Below are 15,480 nucleotides of genomic sequence, written 5' to 3' on the forward strand. Positions count from 1 at the left end.
TGCTCTGCAGCTGTCGCGTCGGCGAGGTGATGGTTGACGGTGAGTGTTGTGGAGAGTGAGGACAGCAGGCCGGCAATCTGCACTGCCCTCGCGTCAGGGGCGTCAGCGGATGCTCGCAGAGCTTCAATCTCAGACGCTGCCGATCCTGACGCTGCGGATCCCTCGGTCATCAGGCATCTCCTTGGTACGGCACGCCAATTCACCACAACCACGGTACGTTGGCGCAGGGTAAGAGCCAGACTTAACCGGTGATGCTCTGCGTCTCCAGCTTCCAGGAGCGGCGTAAGCGACAATGCAATGAATGCCACTCTGGAGGCTTGCAGCTGACCTCAGCCACACTCCTGAAGGTAGCCCGTGAAGATTGCGATGGGGAAAGATCAATTGCCAGCCCGCCGAGCGCTCCTCAGCCGCTTTCAAACTGGAAGGCGAGGCGACTCCTTCCGCCTTCATCCCCAGGTTCCCTCGAATCGATAGCTTGTCAAATTGAGGAAACGCGCGGCGGCTGTAGAGGCCACGGTCGCGCTCGAGGTGTGGCGGGACACCTTCGGGGAGTCTGTGGGTCTGTCGACAACGTCGAAGCCGATCTGGTCGATGAATTCGGTGACGGCTCGCTTCGCTTGGTCGTCATCGCCAGCGATCGATATGGCACGTCGGTGAGGTGCGCCTGACGGGCGGGCGTGCTCGACGATATGGGCGGCCATGATGGCGTTGAAGGCCTTGACGACGCGTGTGCCGGTGAGGTGTGCGGCAAGCATTTCGCTTGCCGCGGTATCCCCGTTGTCATTGGCGGGGACCTGTCCATCACGTGGAGCGAAGTAGTTGTTCGCGTCGATGACGATCTTGCTGGCCAGGGGTTGCACCGGAATCTGCAGCACATTGCGGAACGGGATCGCCACAACGACCAGGTCGCCAGCGGCCGCATGTTGACGCCCATCTGTCCCGTCCCTCAAGTCGGCTCACTCTCGACGGGCGAGAGACAGTGGGACGACGACGCCAGAGCGCTTGGTGAGTTGCTCGCCGAGGGCGACGTTCTCGGCGAGGAGGGTGGCGATGACGGTCGCTGCGGCGTCAACCTGCTGCTGAAGTCGTTGGCGCTGTTGTCGGTTGTCCCTCAGTTGTCGGCGGAGGCGGGTGATCTCCTCCTGCTGATGTTGATCGCGCAGGCTGGCGGGGCTTCGGCCGACGCGGTTGTCCCACTCTGCGAGGACGGCGGTCGCACGGTTCATCGTGGCTCGGCTGACGCCGGCCTCTCGCCAGAGGTTGTTCTTGGTCAGCTTGCCGTCGGTGCGGGTGGGCTGACCGGTGAACAGTCGCTCCATCGCCTCGTGCAGGGCCTGCTCTATCTTGGCGGACACCGTCGGAGGGGTCATCGGGTGGCCCTTCGGATCACGCGGTCGACGTCGTGGAGCTGTTCGGTGAGCAGTGCCCGGCGGTTGGGCGGGAGCTTTCGGGTGGCGAGCAGGTCGGTGAGTGAGGCTCGTTCCGCGGTCCAAATGGGCAGGTGAGCGGGGGCGATGACGCTGTTCGCGCAGCGGGAGGGCTGGCAGCGGTCGATGAGCGGGCCTTGGTGGCCTTGGGGGACGATCGCGTCCTCCAGGCATTTGGCGCCGACTGGGTTGGCGTCGTCCATGGTGCAGTGGTTGAGCTTGCCGAAGCGGACGGACAGTCGCGTGCGGCGCAGGAGGTCGAGTTCGACTCGGAGGTCGCCGCGCTGTGCCTGGTTGGTCGCTTTCATCTCGGCGGCCTTGGCTCGGATGGCGGCGAAGGTCTCGCGCAGGTGGTCGGCGCCCGGTCCGTAGCCGATCGGCTCGCCGCAGCTGTCGGCGGCGAAGAGCTCGGCCAGCCGCTCGAAGCGGCGCTCGCTGATGGCGGTCCTCAAGTGTTGGGCCCAGGTGGGCGAAGGCGCGGTGTAGCCCTGGGTGGTGGTGTTCGCGAGCGCCCGGGTGGCGACGTGCTTGAGCTGCATCCCGACGGCGATCTCCGAGCCGGGAAACTCCCTGGTGAGCATCGCCATGGTGCGGCGGAACATGTGCGGGGCCAGCTTCTGCTCGGGGATCTGCGAAAGCCCGGTGACGTGCCGGTTGTTGTTGGCGTGCCTGACGAAGCTGGTGATTGCGTCGCCGCTGTCAAAGTGGTTGATGGGCGACTTGGCCTGCACGGACGCGAAGGCGTACTCGTCATCGATCGACAGCTCGGCCGCCGTGGCGATCGCCTTGGCCACCGGCTCGATGATCCACCAGTGCCGGATCGGCAGGTCCGGGTCCAGCTTGTGCTTGGTCGCCTTCACGGCAGGGCTGCCGTAGTACTCGACGACCGAGTCCTTGAGGATGTCGCGGGCCTCGATGTTGCGCATCATCGACAGCCCCACCACCAGCACGAACGCCGCGTTGCGCAGCGCGGTGTACTCGATCCACAGGGCGGGCGGGTGCAGCGAGTGGCGCCAGGGGCCGCGGGTGCCGTCGGGGCGTTCGACCTCGGTCAGGTCGGGCAGGAGCCCGGGCTGCGTGCGGCCGGCGGCGACCATCTCGGCCACGCGGGATCGGGCCAGGCGGCCCGCCGCCGTGCCGGGGGCGAAGAGATTTGACGGCTCGGCGAGGCCAAGCATGGCGGTCAGCAGCGCCCAGTTCACGGGCGTGGCGCGCGTGTGCCGCAGCGGGTCGTCAGGATGCCAGACGGGGACCCGGCTGACAGGGTCGGCAAGCCACGCGTCGAGCCGGCGCCGCTGCTGTGCGGCACCCCGATTGCGTCTTGTGGTCTGGAGGTTCTTCCAGTGGGCGCGGGCGCGCAGGATGTCGGGGCCAAAGACGTCGACGTACGTCCAGGCCGCGCGGATGAGCGGGAACCACGTCCCGGGCTCGACCACCGCGGTGCGCAGCGTCGACTCCCGCACCAGGCCCAGGACCTTCGCGCCGGTCTGACCGGGCCAGGGGTCCGCAGGCAGGCCCGTGGTGAGCACAGGGGCGAACTGGTGCAGCAGTTTGATTACCGTGATGTGGGCGCGGACAGCGGTGTCGTCGGTGGTACGGCGGCGCTCGGTGATGTAGCGGTGGAAGTCCTCGACCGCCCACTGGGCGAAGTCGTCGGGCAGGTCCTCGGCGGCGCCGAACGCGGCAAGCGCACGCAGGACCTGGCCGCGGGCCGGCTGGGTGGGGACCTTCCGCGGGGTCGGCGGAAGGTGCACGCCCGCGGCGAGGACGGCGGGATGGCGCGGGTTGAACTCGATCACCGCCAGTTCCCGGGCGAGGAGGTTCTGGCCCGGGCTGAGGTCGGTGAACGGCAGCCTCCACTGGCCGGTCAGGTGGCTCGCCGGGCGGCGCAGGACACCGTTGAAGTCCCAGCAGATGCTCTCGCCGAAGGCGGGCGATGACGCGCCAGCCAGCAGCAGCAGGGACTGCAGGACGGGCTCGTCATCGGCGAAGACGCTCGACCGCGGCGCAAGGGGGTGCTGGCGGCCGGTCATTCGAACTCCACCTGGGTGGCGAGCGGAAGGTTGAGGGTCAGCCCCTCGTCGGCAATGCGCCGACGGGCGCGGGCGATCTCGTCGCTCGTGCGCAGGCCGAGGACCTCGAGGACGTTGGCGCGGCTCTGCCCCCACAGAGCGTGGAAGTGCGCCGGGGACAGGCGGTGCTGGAGCTGTTCGAGATGGGCGGCGAACAGCAGCAGTTGAGGGAGGTTGGAGGGCAGGACAAAGGCGTTTCGGCACTCCAGGCATCGCGTCGGGGCGACCGGGCACAGTTGGCCGGGGCGGCCGAACGGGGAGGCGAACGGGTCACGGCAACTGGAAACGCCCATGTCCAGCTCACCGGAACGCAGTTGCTCGACGTCCTCGGCGGAGAGGCCAAGAGCCTCGGCGGCGCCCGATTCCACCAGCGCCTGCTCGGCCTCGTCGCTGAGCGCGACCGGGCCGTTCAGGGCCTTGTCGAGCCAGTGCCGCTGGGCAGCGGTGATGACACGGCCTGAGATGACACGCAGGGTCGTGCCGTGGGCGTAGTGGGTGCGGAAGGTCTCGGCGGTGTGGTCATCGGCGATGTCGCTGATGCGGCCCTTGAACGCGATGGCTTTCTCGACCTTCCCCGATTTGCGCAGCCGGCGGATGTCGGCCGGACCCTGGACCGGCACCTTCTTCACTCTCAGCCAGTCCGCCAGCCCCGCGCCGCTGCCCCTTCCGACGAACCGCCGGATGGTCAGCGCGTAGTGGTCGACGGACCCGCGCAGGAACAGCGGGACCGGGGTGATACCGGCTCGCTCAGCCAACGGGCGGGCCAGCTGCAGCATCCGGCGGGTGAGCTCAACGGCATCCAGCCGTGGCGCTGCCGGGTGCAGGTCACGTTGGTCCTCGTCCGGGTCCGCGCCGTAGGAGCGGCGCTGCACGGTGCGGGCACGGCGTTTCGTGAAGTCGATCAGCACACTCCGGGGGCCGTACTCCAGGTCGTCCTCGTCGAGCGCGACGACTTCCTCGGAGGCCCTGCCGGTGGCTGCCATCAGCAAGATCCGGTAGCTGTGCAGATCCATGTCCGTGGGGAACAGCATCCCCACCAGGCGGCGCAGCAGGTATCCGCGGGCCAGATGCGGCAGCACGTCGAGCGGGACGAGTTCGCGCAGCGCGGGCGGCCACTGTGGCAGTGCGGGCAGATGGCGGGACAAGTCCTCGCAGGTCCCCGCGTTGTTCGCCAGCGCCCACAGCAGATTGCGCGGCTCCGTCCAGCCGCCGCGGGCGGGATCGCAGCCTGCGGCCGCGAGCGCCCATCCGGTTCTGATCCTTGCCTCGGTGGCGAGCCGGTCCGTCCAGGCGGCCTGGATGAGCTTCTTCTTGTCAGCCCGGGTGAACTCGTCGACCTCCTCGCCCCGGCCGCGCCGCAGACCGACGGCGCCCCGCACCCAGCCGTCGAGGTGTCCGGCGACCGGCCGGTCCGGGTGCGCGATCCGGCGTGCAATGAGCATCCTCAGCCGCCCTGCGAGCTCGTACGGGCGCCGCGATCCCGCCGGGTAGCCGGCTGGCAGCAGCCTGATCCACTCTGTCACCGCGTGGTGCAGGTCCGGCATCTCCCGGGCCAGCGAGGCGTCTTGTGCCGCTGCGACCGTCGCGTCGACGTGGGTGCAGAACCTGTTGATGGCGTGCCGGTACGTGCGGCACGATCCCTCCCGGAAGCCCGTCGAGGCCGCGAGCTCGACCCACTCGTCCGCGAGCTCGCCGGCCAGCCCGGCGCAGGTGTGAACTGCGGGGTCGAAGACGACCGTCACCGGGCGGTCTTGCGGATCGAGCCCGGTCACCTGCCGCAGCCCGATACGCGTGTCCTTCGCCGGCCGAGGCGTGCGGGCGGGAAACCCGCCCTTGTACTCACCCCTGCGGGGCACCGGCACCCTCCAGGTTCATCAGGCGGCGGGCGACGGTCACGTAGGAGGCGCCGCCCGCCGCGCTCCAGCGGCGGAAAGCGGCGTCGACCTCCCGCATCGGGTCCTTCAGGTACTGGATGTAGCGGTAGGTCGTGGAGGGATGGGCATGGCCGAGTCGGCGCTGGACGACCAGCAAGGGGTTGCCGGCCATGTGCTCCAGCAGCGTCGCCATCGGCGTCTGCTCAGCACCGATGTCACCGAGAGCCTCGCGGGTCAGGAAGATCAGCAGTCGCAGCGCGAACGTGTGCCGCGTGTCGTGGAAGACCCAGCAGCGCCGGGGCAGTACCGGGGCCGCCTCGTGCACGCTCCACTGCTTCATCCGCTTCCACGCCCGCCAGCGGATGCGGTCCCAGCCCGAGCCGGTGAGCATCCGGCCGCCCTGGCCGATGAACAGCGCCAGCGGGTCCAGGCCGCCGCCCGTCTCCAGCACGGTGATCCGCCGCAGGCCCGGCTTCATGTCCTTGATCACCCGGGTGACCATGATGCCCTCCAGGACCCCGCGGACCCGGGTCCCGTCCCCCTCGATCCGTTGGACCACGAACAAATCGCGCACCTGGCGCCACAACGTGCGCTGAGCTGTCGCCACGATCCCCGGCCGCTCCAGCAGCAGATAGGCCTCCAGCAGTTCCATCGCGTCCCTGGGCACGTAGACCGACCGCGGCCGTCCGTACTTTGCGCAAGCCGCCAGGTCGACGTCGGCGACCGCGGGCCGGGGGCCGCCGGCCAGGCCGAGCTCGGGCAGCAGCAGGGTCGACCACTCTTGGATCCGCATCCCCGTCATCAGCGCCAGTTCCAACGCCGAGCGGTTGCGGTGGGGCCGCCATCCTCGGAAGGCCAAGTCCAGGCCGCCGCCCGGCTCCAGGCCGCCGAACCCGACGTCCCGGAAGAACAGGTACTGGTCAAGTTCCATGTGCCGGACCCGCGGATCCCGGCTCACCCCGCTGCCCAGGGACTCCCCGCGTCCCGTCGCCCGCCAGGGCCGCCCGCTCACGTAACCGACCTGGGCCAGGTAGTCGAAGAGCCCGCCGATCGCGGCGGCATCCCGATCCCAGGTGGCCTCGCCGACCGTCTCCTCGGCGTCCTCCCGCCGCCACCGCCGGAACTCCAGCACGTCGTTCTCGGTCGCCATCCGCAAGTCCAGGCCGCGTGCCGTAAGGAAGTTGAGCAGCATCAAGACGGTGTAGGCGTACGCCCGCATCGTCTTCGCGTCCAGGCCCTGCTGGCCGATCACCCGGAACCAGCTCGACAGCGGCTCTACCGGGCGCATCGCGTCGTCCAGAAGGATCGGCGTACCTGCCGGAACCCTTCTCCGTTCGAACAGCTCGCGCAGCTCAGCAGGGCGAACGCCGGCAACGGCCCCCACCTTCCAGACCTTCCGGCGGTCCGTGAAGAACAACTGCACCAAGCCCCCAGAGACGACGACCTCACGGGATCGAGAAACCAGTCAGCCACCCTGCCTGACCAGCACGGCAGCGGCGAGTCTCGGCTCTCAACATCACCCGAAGGAGAACGGCCGGAGGGCAGCTGACAAAACCGAGCGACTCGCACACATATTCGAAAAAGGTCTATGGTGAGAGTGGGACGGGGGTTGCCAGAGAACAACCAAGACAGTCAGGAGGCCGCCGTGGACATATTGCCGCGTACCTCCTGCTGGACCGCGCTACGCCCCAGGCTGACCGTGCAACCCAACACCCAGGGCATCCCTGGCGCCATTCACGACCGAGACACTCTGAGGCGTCTGGTGAATCCAGGAAGCGCGGGGTGAGCCTCGTGACGGAGCGGCACATCCTCCACATCCACTTCCACTTCAGCGACGGTTCCGACCCGGAGCTCTACGGGCGCCTGATCGAGCAGCTGGAGGGAATCAGCCCGCATACCCAAGCCCTCCCGCCCAATGAGGCCGACTGCGATGTCAGTGGCTCGCTGCGCTACTTCGACCGCGACGCCCGCCAACTGGCCCAGCTCGTGAGGCTGCGCGCCCTCGCCCTGCACGGGATCAACGCCACGATCGGATCGCGAGCAACCGAACCCGACGGGTTCGCAGATTCCTGGAGCACTCTCGCGACGAACCCGAGGGCATTGTGCCTGAATACCCCACTTGCCCGTTGGGTTCGTCCGGTACTGGTGCGCCTGGCGGAGGCATGGTGGGGCGCATCCCCCTTGCTATGGCAGAAGGCGGATCAGCCGCGAAGGGCGGCGGCGAAAGGGCGGGCAGTGCCTGCCATCGTGGGTGTGCGGCGAACTCGGTGAGGAGCCTGCCGGTGCGGGCGGCGGTGGTGTTGGTGATGAACCACGGGGGCTGCGTGTCTCCGGGACCGTCAAGGCATCCAGTGACATCCCGGAGAAGGTGCGCCAGGCCTGGCGGCGGGACCACCGCAACTGCAACCGCGCCGAAGCCCGCCACCGGCGCCTGCTCGCCCGGCAGCTGGGTGACATGGCAGCACCCCGAGACCCGCGAGACGTGCACGGGCATCGTCACCAAGTGGCTGCCCGGCGAGCGGACCGACACCACCCGCCGCACAGTGATCCCCTCGGACGGCAGCGAGCCGCTCACCATCGAGCCGGCCACCGGAGCGAAGCCGACGACAGGCCCGTGGGCCGCGGTCCGCTCGCCCGGTCTTTCGGCTCCGGTCCAACCGGGCGCGCAGCAGCCCAAGCTGGCGATGTGAAATGGACCTGATGGACGCGGCGTGCAGCACCGATCACCGTTTCCACGGTGTCAAGGAAAATTCGTGCGGTGCGCGGTCGCCGGTGGTGGCGCGGCGGAGACAGGCCGCTCGGCTTTAGCCGTGGGCGAATGGATCCGCTCGCTGTAGTCGACATCGCCGTTCGGGTTCGGGCCCCAGGCCATCCCGCTTCCCTCTCCCGCTTAACCGTATATCGCATAGGGGATCTTGCCGCAAGGCCCCCCTATCGGGCGAAGATGCTCCTCGTGCCGAGGCGCGGCACGAGAACGGGAGTGAACATGCGGGTGCTGTTGTCCACGATCGGCTCACGCGGAGAGGCCCAGCCAGTGATCGCTCTGGCCGTACGGCTGAAGGAGTTGGGGCAGGAGGCCGTGGTGTGTGCGCCTCCTGATTTCCAGGACTGGGCCGAGTCGCAGGGGGTCACCTATGTTCCGGTCGGCCCGGAGCTGCACGCCACTGCGAAGCGGCCGACGGGGGCCGTGCCCACGCCCGAGCAGCGGCGACAGATGATCGAGAGCACGGTTGCGGATCAGTTCGCGGCGGTGGGTTCAGCCGCCGAAGGATGCGACGTGATCGTGGGAGGCGGCGCTCTGGCGATCGCCGCCCACTCAGTGGCCGAGCAGCGAGGCATCGGTTACGTTTACGCCGCGTTCGCACCGATCACGCTGCCCTCGCCGTACCACGCGCCGCCCGTGTTCGGACTGCTGGGACAAAAGCCGGCGGAAAGCACGGTCGACAACCAGACCCTGTGGGCCCAGGATGCACAACGGTGGAACGTCCTGTGGAGCGCGGCACTCAACGCACAGCACCGGACGGCCGGCCTCGCCCCGGTCAGCGATGTGAGCCGTCACATCTTCACCGACAGTCCGTGGCTGGCCGCCGATCCGACCCTGGCACCGTGGCCCGAGCCATCGGAGCTGGACGTGTTCCAGACCGGCGCGTGGACACTGACGGATCGTCGGCCACTGTCGCCCGAGCTGGAACAGTTCCTCGACGCCGGCGAGCCACCTATCTACTTCGGATTCGGCAGCGTACGCGCACCCGAGGGCATCGCCCGGACGATGATCGCAACCGCCCGCGCACTCGGCCACCGCGCAATCCTCGCCCGCGGCTGGGCCGAGCTGTCCCTCGACGAAGCCGCGCCCGACTGCCTGGCGATCGGAGAGGTGAACCAGCAGGCGTTGTTCCAGCGGGTCGCCGCGGTCGTGCACCACGGCGGGGCAGGCACCACCACCACGGCCGCCGCAGCCAGTGCGCCACAAGTGATCGTCCCGCAGATGTTCGATCAGTTCTACTTCGCCCGCCGCGTCGACCAGCTCGGAATCGGCAGCGCCCACCCGGCCGGCGACCCGACGGCCCACTCCCTCACCGCAGCGCTGCGCCGAGCCCTCGACCCCCAGGTGGTCAAGACCGCCCATGACTTGGCCGGCCGGGTGCGCACCGACTGTGCACTGACCGCAGCCCGCCGACTGATCGAGACGTATTAAATTATGGCCGGTAGGTCAGTTCGGTAAGGAACGCGCCGATCAGAACCCAGGCCCCGATTCCGATCAGCCACAGCGAGTCCACCAGTGCCCCTGCAACGACCAGGGCTGCCAGCAGCGTGAGACCGACGAGGCAGCGTCGCAGACTGCGATCATGGCTGGGTGCCACAGCGAGCAGCCTACGCCCCAAGGATGTGACCGCCGTAACAGGACGAGGGGCGCCGCCTCCCCGCCGCACTGTCACTGCCGTCGTCTCGCCCGGCGGCGCCTCGGCGCATCCGTCTCTGCGCTGATGGCAAGTGCAGCTACGCCTCGATTGCTGTTCCGCTGAAATGTGCCCCGCCGCTCAGCCGCCGACGTGGATACCGGGGCGTCGGTGGGGGTCGGGTTCGTGGCTGCGAATGATCTCGCGAGTGACCGGAGCGGTGTCGCCGCGGCCGAGCAGGAAATAGCGGAACATGTGGATCTACCACGTCGATCTCCAGAAACATCACGTCGGCGGGCCCGGGCACCGGGTTGGTGCCGCGCTGCTCGTGCTCCTTTTCGCTGTACTCGGCGCCGTCGCCGGCCTGACGCCGGTTGGCGATGATGTTGATAGCGTTGTCATGGGCGAGGGTGTCGGTGATGAACTGCCGGGCGGCCGCGTCGAAGACGATGCGGTCAGCGCGCAGTTCGGTCGTGCGCGACACCCGGGAGATCAGCGATACGACGATGATGCCGGCGATGAACACGCCGGAGATGGCGATGCCGTCGGGCTTGTCGATGACGTTGGCCAGCAACGCGTAGAGCAGGACCGCAGTGAGCAGGCCGAAGCCCGTGGCCGCTGTGCCTCGGCGCTGGCGTGCGACCGAGATGGTGACGGCGAAGGCGCCGGAGACCATCATGGCCAGGATGCCGGTGGCGTAGGCGCCTGCCTGGGCGTCGACGTCGGCGTCGAACGCGATGGTGATGCCGATGGACACGGCGGTGTAGACGAGTACGACCGGGCGTACTGCGCGTCCCCATTCCGGGGCCATGCCGTAGTCGGGCAGGTACCTGGGGACGATGTTTACCAGGCCCGCCATCGCCGATGCGCCGGCGAACCACAGGATGAGGATGGTGCTGATGTCGTAGACGGTGCCGAACCCCTCCCCGACGTGTTCGTGGGCCAGCCAGGCCAGGGCACGGCCGTTGGCCGCGCCACCGGGTTCGAACTCCTTCTCGGGGATGAGGACCGTGGTGACGAAGCTTGCGGACATGAGGTAAACGCTCATGATGAGCGCCGCCGTGGTCAGCAGCCTGCGGGTGTTCCGGATCCGCGACCGCAGGCGCTGTTCGCTGTCTGCACCCTCGGCGGCGACCAGCGGCATCATGCTGACCCCGGTCTCGAAACCGGACAGACCCAGCACCAGCAGCGGAAACGCGAGAAGCGCCGGCCCCAGCAGATCTCCGAAGCCCCCACCGGACGCGGTGAGCGCGTCGGTCCACCCCGACAACGCTCCCGGCGTGGTGAACACGTCGAACAGACCGAGCGCGATGACCACCGCGTTGAGGGCCAGGAAGACGGCCACCAGCGGGATGGCCACACTGACCGCTTCGCTGAACCCCAGCAGGAAGACACCCCCGAGCACCAGCAGCAGCGCTACGGTGAGGGCGACCTCATGGCCATGCAGGGCTTCGGGGAAGAACGGGTTCTCCACCACGTGCACGGAGGCGTCCGCCGTGGACAGGGTGATCGTGATGATCCACGACGTGGCCACGAAACCAAGCAGCACCAGCACGAAAAGCTTGCCCCGCCAAAACGGCAGCAGGTCCTCGAGCATCGCCACCGAACCGGCTCCGTGCGGACTCTCCTTGGCCACCCGCCGGTACATGGGAAGCATCCCCAGCAAGGTCAACGCGACGATCAGCAGAGTCGCCAGGGGCGAGACCGCGCCCGCGGCGAGGGCAGCGATCGCCGGCACGTAGGCGAGGCTCGAGAAGTAGTCGACGCCGGTCAGGCACATCACCTTCCACCAGGCGTGCGGCTCAGCGTGTGCTTCGCCGGCCGCCGGGCCCACCGGCTGCACCTGGTGCCGCAGCAACCACCGTGCCAGCTTGCTGGCCGGCTCCGTCCGCAGAGCCGGGCTGTCCACCACTTCCGGCACGGCCGGTTCCGCATTCGCCATATCCGTCCTCTCCCCTTCCCACCTGCCCGGCGCCCCCGTCCCACGAGACACCGCTCTGACAGCACCGTAACGATCAGCGAGTATGCGGCCCGCCGCAACGCCACCCGAATCCAGGGTCGGGTCTGCCCGATCCTCAAGCGGAGCGGAGGTTTTCGGCGAAAGCGTGGCTGGTCAGCGCGGCGAGTGGTTCTTGTGGGGTGCGCGTCGGTGCGGGATGTCAGGTGGTGGTTCAGGGGTGGTCGCTGTCGGCTTGGCGGAGCCGGTCGGCGTTGTGGGTGATGGTGTCGATGCGGGCTGCGAGGTCGGGGTGGTTGGCCTTGAGGTGTGTGTGGGTGTCGGCGAGTGGGTCGATGAGGTTGGCGGCGTCGTTGTCGGCGAGGGCTTCGGCGAGACGGGCCAGGGGGGTGTGGGCGTGGGCGGGGAGGTCGGTGAGGGTGGTGATCTGGCCGGCGAGCTGTCGCAGGTCGGCGGCGTTGGTCCGGGCCCAGGAGGTGATGGTGCGGTCGGCTGCGCGGCGGCTGCGGGTGGCTTGTACGCGTTGTTCGCCGGTGGTGCCGGGGGCTCCGGGTCGTACGCGCAGGTAGCGCCGCTCTGCGGCTTGGCGGCTGGCGACGCCCAGGGGGTGGGCGAGGTCCGCCCAGCTGGAGCCTGCTGCCCGGGCTGCCTCGATCAGTCCGGGTTCCCATCCTGCGAGTTGGTCGCGCAGTTCGCGCAAGAGGAGGAGCGCGGCCAGGGCCTGGTCCGCACTGGCTTGTCCGTCCTCCGGGTGCGTTCCGGTCTGGGCGGTGCGGACGGCTTCGTCGATCGTGTTCAGCGCTGCCGCAGCGGCGAAGAACGAGGTGGGGTCACGGGGCTCGGAGGAAGCGTTCATGGAGATCCTCTCAGCATGTCACCCTTTGGACGACATATCGCTTGTCATCGTTTGGATGACATGTTACAACGGTGTCAGACGAAGCGCATTGGCAGTTCCTGCCAGACCTGTGGAGGTGTTTTCGCGATGTTGATGCGCACTGACCCGTTCCGTGAACTCGACCGGCTCGCTCAGCAGCTGACGGGTGTGACCGGCACCTGGTCCAGGCCCTCGGCGATGCCGATGGATGCCTACCGGGAGGGTGAGGAGTACGTGATCGCCCTCGACCTGCCCGGTGTCGCGAAGGACGCGATCGACATCGATGTCGAGCGGAACATGCTCACCGTCAAGGCCGAGCGCCGCCCGGTCGTAAAGGCCGACGACGTGCAGATGGAGCTCTCCGAACGCCCCCTGGGCGTCTTCTCCCGCCAGCTGGTGCTGGCCGACACCCTGGACACCGAGCGCATCACGGCCGACTACGAGGCAGGGGTGCTGACCCTGCGCATCCCGATCGCCGAGCGCGCCAAGCCCCGCAAGATCGCGATCGGCGGGGAGTCCGAGCACAAGCAGATCAGCGGCTGAGGAACCACTTTCTCGACCGCGACGACGGCGGAGGACGGGCATCGATCTCCCCCTCTCTTCCCGTCCTCCGCACTCCGTCCTTCGCACCACGATGCAGAAGGGGCAGTGGTGGCCATGCGATGGGAAGCATTCCTCGATCACGTGCAGGAACGCGGCGAGTACGCCACACCCCAGGAAGCCGAGCGGGCTGCGCGTACGGTTCTGGCGCTGCTGGGCGCACATCTGGTGGGGGAGGTCCGGGCCGAGCTGGCCGCCCGGCTCCCGGACACCTTCGCCGTGATTCTGCTTAATCCGCTGCAGGCCACCGAGCCGCTCGCTCCGGAGCGATTTTTGCGGGCGGCTGCGGCATGGATCGAGGGAGCCAGCGAAAAGACTGCGGCCTGGGACGTCAGCGCCGTGCTGAGCGTGACCGCCGATGCGGCGGGCGAGGAACTCACCCGCCGCATCCTGCTCCAGCTCCCCCCGGGCTACGACCTCTTCTTCGGCCGCCCCCAGCACACCTGAGCCCACAAGAGCGTGACCCGCTCACACCATCAGCGGGGCCGGCCAACGCTCACCCGGCCGGCCCCCCGCCGGCGACAACATTCCCTTGGACGAGAAAGGCAACCACACTGCGATGCTTCCGCTGCGTGAACCGGCCCCTGCCCGGCCCGGCATGACGTTTCACCAGATGGTGGAAAGGATCCGCTACGAAGGTGCGTATCCCACCCGGGAGCGGGCGGAGGACGTCACGCGTGCGGTGCTGGCGGCCCTGGGCCGTCGGCTCACCGGCGACGAACGCGTCGAACTCGCCGCCTGCCTCCCCGTCGAGGCCGCCCTCGAATTCACCAGGCAGATCCCCGACCGTCAACAGCTCACCGGCTGGGCTTTCGTCAAGGACCTGGCCACCCGCACAGGCGGCACCCCTGCCACCGCGCGCTGGGACACCGGAGCCGTCCTCGCCGTCGTCGGCCACCTGGCCGGCCCCGGCCTCCTGAACCGCATCCTCGCCCAGCTCCCGTCCGGATACGCCCTGCTGTTCGGCCGCGCGGAACTCAGCCAGGCCGCATGAAAGCCACACCCAGCTCCCCTGGGTGCCACAACCTCCTAATGCCGTTTGTCAAGCCGCAGCTGTGACAGGGAGCGTCCGTTGGTAGCACTGTCGGTCACGTATCAAGGCCCACAGGACGTTCACGCGTCGCCGGGCCAGCGCAAGGACCGCCTGGGTGTGGCGCTTGCCTTCCGCCCGCTTCCTCTCGTAGAAGCGGCGGGACTCCTCGCAACGCCGGATGCTGAGAAGCGCCGACTGGTAGAAGACACGTTGCAGGCCGCGGTGGACGCGCCGGGGCCGGTGCAGGTTGCCGCTGATGTTGCCCGAGTCGCGGGGCACGGGGGCGACGCCGGCCAGGCTGGCCAGTCGATCCGGGCTGCCGAATCGGCTGAGGTCGCCGCAAGTGGCACCGAGGAACTCGGCGCCGAGGACGGGGCCGATGCCGGGCATGCTGGCGATCACTTCTGCGAGTTCGTGCTCGCGAAACCGGGCCTCGATGAGCTTGTTGATCTCGGCGACCTGCTCATAGAGGCTCATCACCTCCCTGGCCAGCGACTGGACCATCTGCGCGGTGATCTTCTCGCCGGGCAGGGCCGTGTGCTGCCGGTCGGCGGCGTCGATGGCGGGTTCGGCCAGGGCCTGGGCGCCGCGGACCTTTCTGTTGCGGAGCCAAGTGGTCAGCCGCCGGGTGCCGACGCGGCGAAGGGCAGCGGGCGTCTGGTACCCGGTCAGCAGGACCAGCGGCCCGAGATTGCTCAGGTCCAAGGCCCGCTCCAGGGCTGGGAAGATGCTGGTCAGCGAGGCACGAAGCCGGTTGAGGGCCCTGGTGCGGTCGGCCACCAGGTCGGACCGGCGGCCGGTGAGGACCCGCAGTTCGATGGCGTGCTCGTCGTCCGGCCGCAGGACCGTCAAGTCTCGGCGCATCCGGGCCTGATCCGCGATGACGGTGGCGTCCTTGGCATCGGTTTTCCCCATGCCCCGATAGCCGGCCGAGGCACGGTTGACGGCCATGCCGGGGAGGTAGACGAGCTGCTGGCCATGGTTGAGCAGCAGGTTGAGCAGCAGGTTGACCAGCAAGGCGGCCATGCCGTCGGCGACGTCGACCGCCCAGACCACGTCCTCGTCCAATGCGAGCACGTCGGCCAGCAGGGCCAACAGCTCGGGTTCGTCGTTCTCGACGCGGCGCGAGAGCAATCGGTTGCCCACCGCGTCCAGGACCACGCAATGGTGGTGCGTCTTACCGATGTCGGTACCCGCCCAGATCCGGGCCACGTGATCCTCCGGTCGTTCAGCGTGCTTTGCGGTC

General features: G+C 68.6%; 14 protein-coding genes and 1 pseudogene. 6 read left to right on the forward strand and 9 right to left on the reverse strand.

Features of this window, described 5'->3' with window-relative positions; all coding sequences use genetic code 11:
• Positions 1 to 446 precede the first annotated feature (446 nt).
• Genes ACWDZ6_RS21585 through ACWDZ6_RS21605 form a run of 5 tightly spaced genes read right to left on the reverse strand, consistent with a single transcriptional unit; the run spans position 447 to position 6,796 of the window.
• Complete coding sequence (locus tag ACWDZ6_RS21585; RefSeq protein ID WP_451504133.1) at positions 447 to 896, reverse strand: NADPH-dependent F420 reductase; 450 nt, start codon at positions 894 to 896, stop codon at positions 447 to 449.
• A 60-nt stretch (positions 897 to 956) separates the two neighbouring features.
• Positions 957 to 1,370, reverse strand: a complete 414-nt coding sequence (locus ACWDZ6_RS21590; RefSeq protein WP_451504134.1) for a hypothetical protein — start codon at positions 1,368 to 1,370, stop codon at positions 957 to 959.
• Positions 1,367 to 3,460: a hypothetical protein gene (locus ACWDZ6_RS21595; RefSeq protein ID WP_451504135.1), complete on the reverse strand. Its 2,094-nt coding sequence runs from the start codon at positions 3,458 to 3,460 to the stop codon at positions 1,367 to 1,369. The genes ACWDZ6_RS21590 and ACWDZ6_RS21595 overlap by 4 nt, the downstream gene beginning before the upstream one ends.
• Positions 3,457 to 5,355, reverse strand: a complete 1,899-nt coding sequence (locus ACWDZ6_RS21600) for a hypothetical protein (RefSeq protein WP_451504136.1) — start codon at positions 5,353 to 5,355, stop codon at positions 3,457 to 3,459. The genes ACWDZ6_RS21595 and ACWDZ6_RS21600 overlap by 4 nt, the downstream gene beginning before the upstream one ends.
• Positions 5,339 to 6,796, reverse strand: a complete 1,458-nt coding sequence (locus tag ACWDZ6_RS21605) for a tyrosine-type recombinase/integrase (protein WP_451504137.1) — start codon at positions 6,794 to 6,796, stop codon at positions 5,339 to 5,341. Before ACWDZ6_RS21605 ends, ACWDZ6_RS21600 begins: the two co-directional genes overlap by 17 nt.
• Positions 6,797 to 7,155: 359 nt before the next feature.
• Between ACWDZ6_RS21605 and ACWDZ6_RS21610 the strand changes: the two genes are divergently transcribed.
• The 3 genes from ACWDZ6_RS21610 to ACWDZ6_RS21620 all read left to right on the forward strand — a co-directional run bounded on the left by ACWDZ6_RS21610 (position 7,156) and on the right by ACWDZ6_RS21620 (position 9,568).
• Positions 7,156 to 7,644: a hypothetical protein gene (locus tag ACWDZ6_RS21610; RefSeq protein ID WP_451504138.1), complete on the forward strand. Its 489-nt coding sequence runs from the start codon at positions 7,156 to 7,158 to the stop codon at positions 7,642 to 7,644.
• A gap of 179 nt (positions 7,645 to 7,823) precedes the next feature.
• Positions 7,824 to 8,063, forward strand: coding sequence for a hypothetical protein (locus ACWDZ6_RS21615; RefSeq protein WP_451504139.1), 240 nt, complete (start codon positions 7,824 to 7,826; stop codon positions 8,061 to 8,063).
• Positions 8,064 to 8,359: 296 nt separating this feature from the next.
• On the forward strand, positions 8,360 to 9,568 hold the full coding sequence (locus tag ACWDZ6_RS21620; RefSeq protein WP_451504140.1) for a glycosyltransferase: 1,209 nt from the start codon (positions 8,360 to 8,362) through the stop codon (positions 9,566 to 9,568).
• Position 9,569: 1 nt separating this feature from the next.
• On the opposite strand, the gene ACWDZ6_RS21625 is transcribed toward ACWDZ6_RS21620, so the two are convergent.
• From ACWDZ6_RS21625 to ACWDZ6_RS21635, 3 genes and pseudogenes are all read right to left on the reverse strand, one after another.
• On the reverse strand, positions 9,570 to 9,734 hold the full coding sequence (locus ACWDZ6_RS21625; protein ID WP_451504141.1) for a hypothetical protein: 165 nt from the start codon (positions 9,732 to 9,734) through the stop codon (positions 9,570 to 9,572).
• A gap of 177 nt (positions 9,735 to 9,911) precedes the next feature.
• A pseudogene (locus ACWDZ6_RS21630) lies at positions 9,912 to 11,712 on the reverse strand (amino acid transporter).
• A 229-nt stretch (positions 11,713 to 11,941) separates the two neighbouring features.
• Positions 11,942 to 12,583, reverse strand: coding sequence for a type III effector protein (locus ACWDZ6_RS21635; RefSeq protein ID WP_451504142.1), 642 nt, complete (start codon positions 12,581 to 12,583; stop codon positions 11,942 to 11,944).
• Positions 12,584 to 12,709: 126 nt separating this feature from the next.
• On the opposite strand from ACWDZ6_RS21635, the gene ACWDZ6_RS21640 reads away from it, so the two are divergent.
• From ACWDZ6_RS21640 to ACWDZ6_RS21650, 3 genes are all read left to right on the forward strand, one after another.
• Positions 12,710 to 13,144 (forward strand): Hsp20/alpha crystallin family protein, encoded by a 435-nt coding sequence (locus ACWDZ6_RS21640; protein ID WP_075033247.1) that lies wholly within the window; start codon positions 12,710 to 12,712, stop codon positions 13,142 to 13,144.
• Between the two features lie 114 nt (positions 13,145 to 13,258).
• Positions 13,259 to 13,648, forward strand: a complete 390-nt coding sequence (locus tag ACWDZ6_RS21645) for a DUF2267 domain-containing protein (RefSeq protein WP_451504143.1) — start codon at positions 13,259 to 13,261, stop codon at positions 13,646 to 13,648.
• A gap of 112 nt (positions 13,649 to 13,760) precedes the next feature.
• Positions 13,761 to 14,195, forward strand: coding sequence for a DUF2267 domain-containing protein (locus tag ACWDZ6_RS21650; RefSeq protein ID WP_451504168.1), 435 nt, complete (start codon positions 13,761 to 13,763; stop codon positions 14,193 to 14,195).
• 48 nt (positions 14,196 to 14,243) lie between these two features.
• On the opposite strand, the gene ACWDZ6_RS21655 is transcribed toward ACWDZ6_RS21650, so the two are convergent.
• Positions 14,244 to 15,446 (reverse strand): IS110 family transposase, encoded by a 1,203-nt coding sequence (locus tag ACWDZ6_RS21655; RefSeq protein ID WP_451504144.1) that lies wholly within the window; start codon positions 15,444 to 15,446, stop codon positions 14,244 to 14,246.
• Positions 15,447 to 15,480 lie beyond the last annotated feature (34 nt).

Source organism: Streptomyces sp. NPDC002926 (assembly GCF_053591755.1).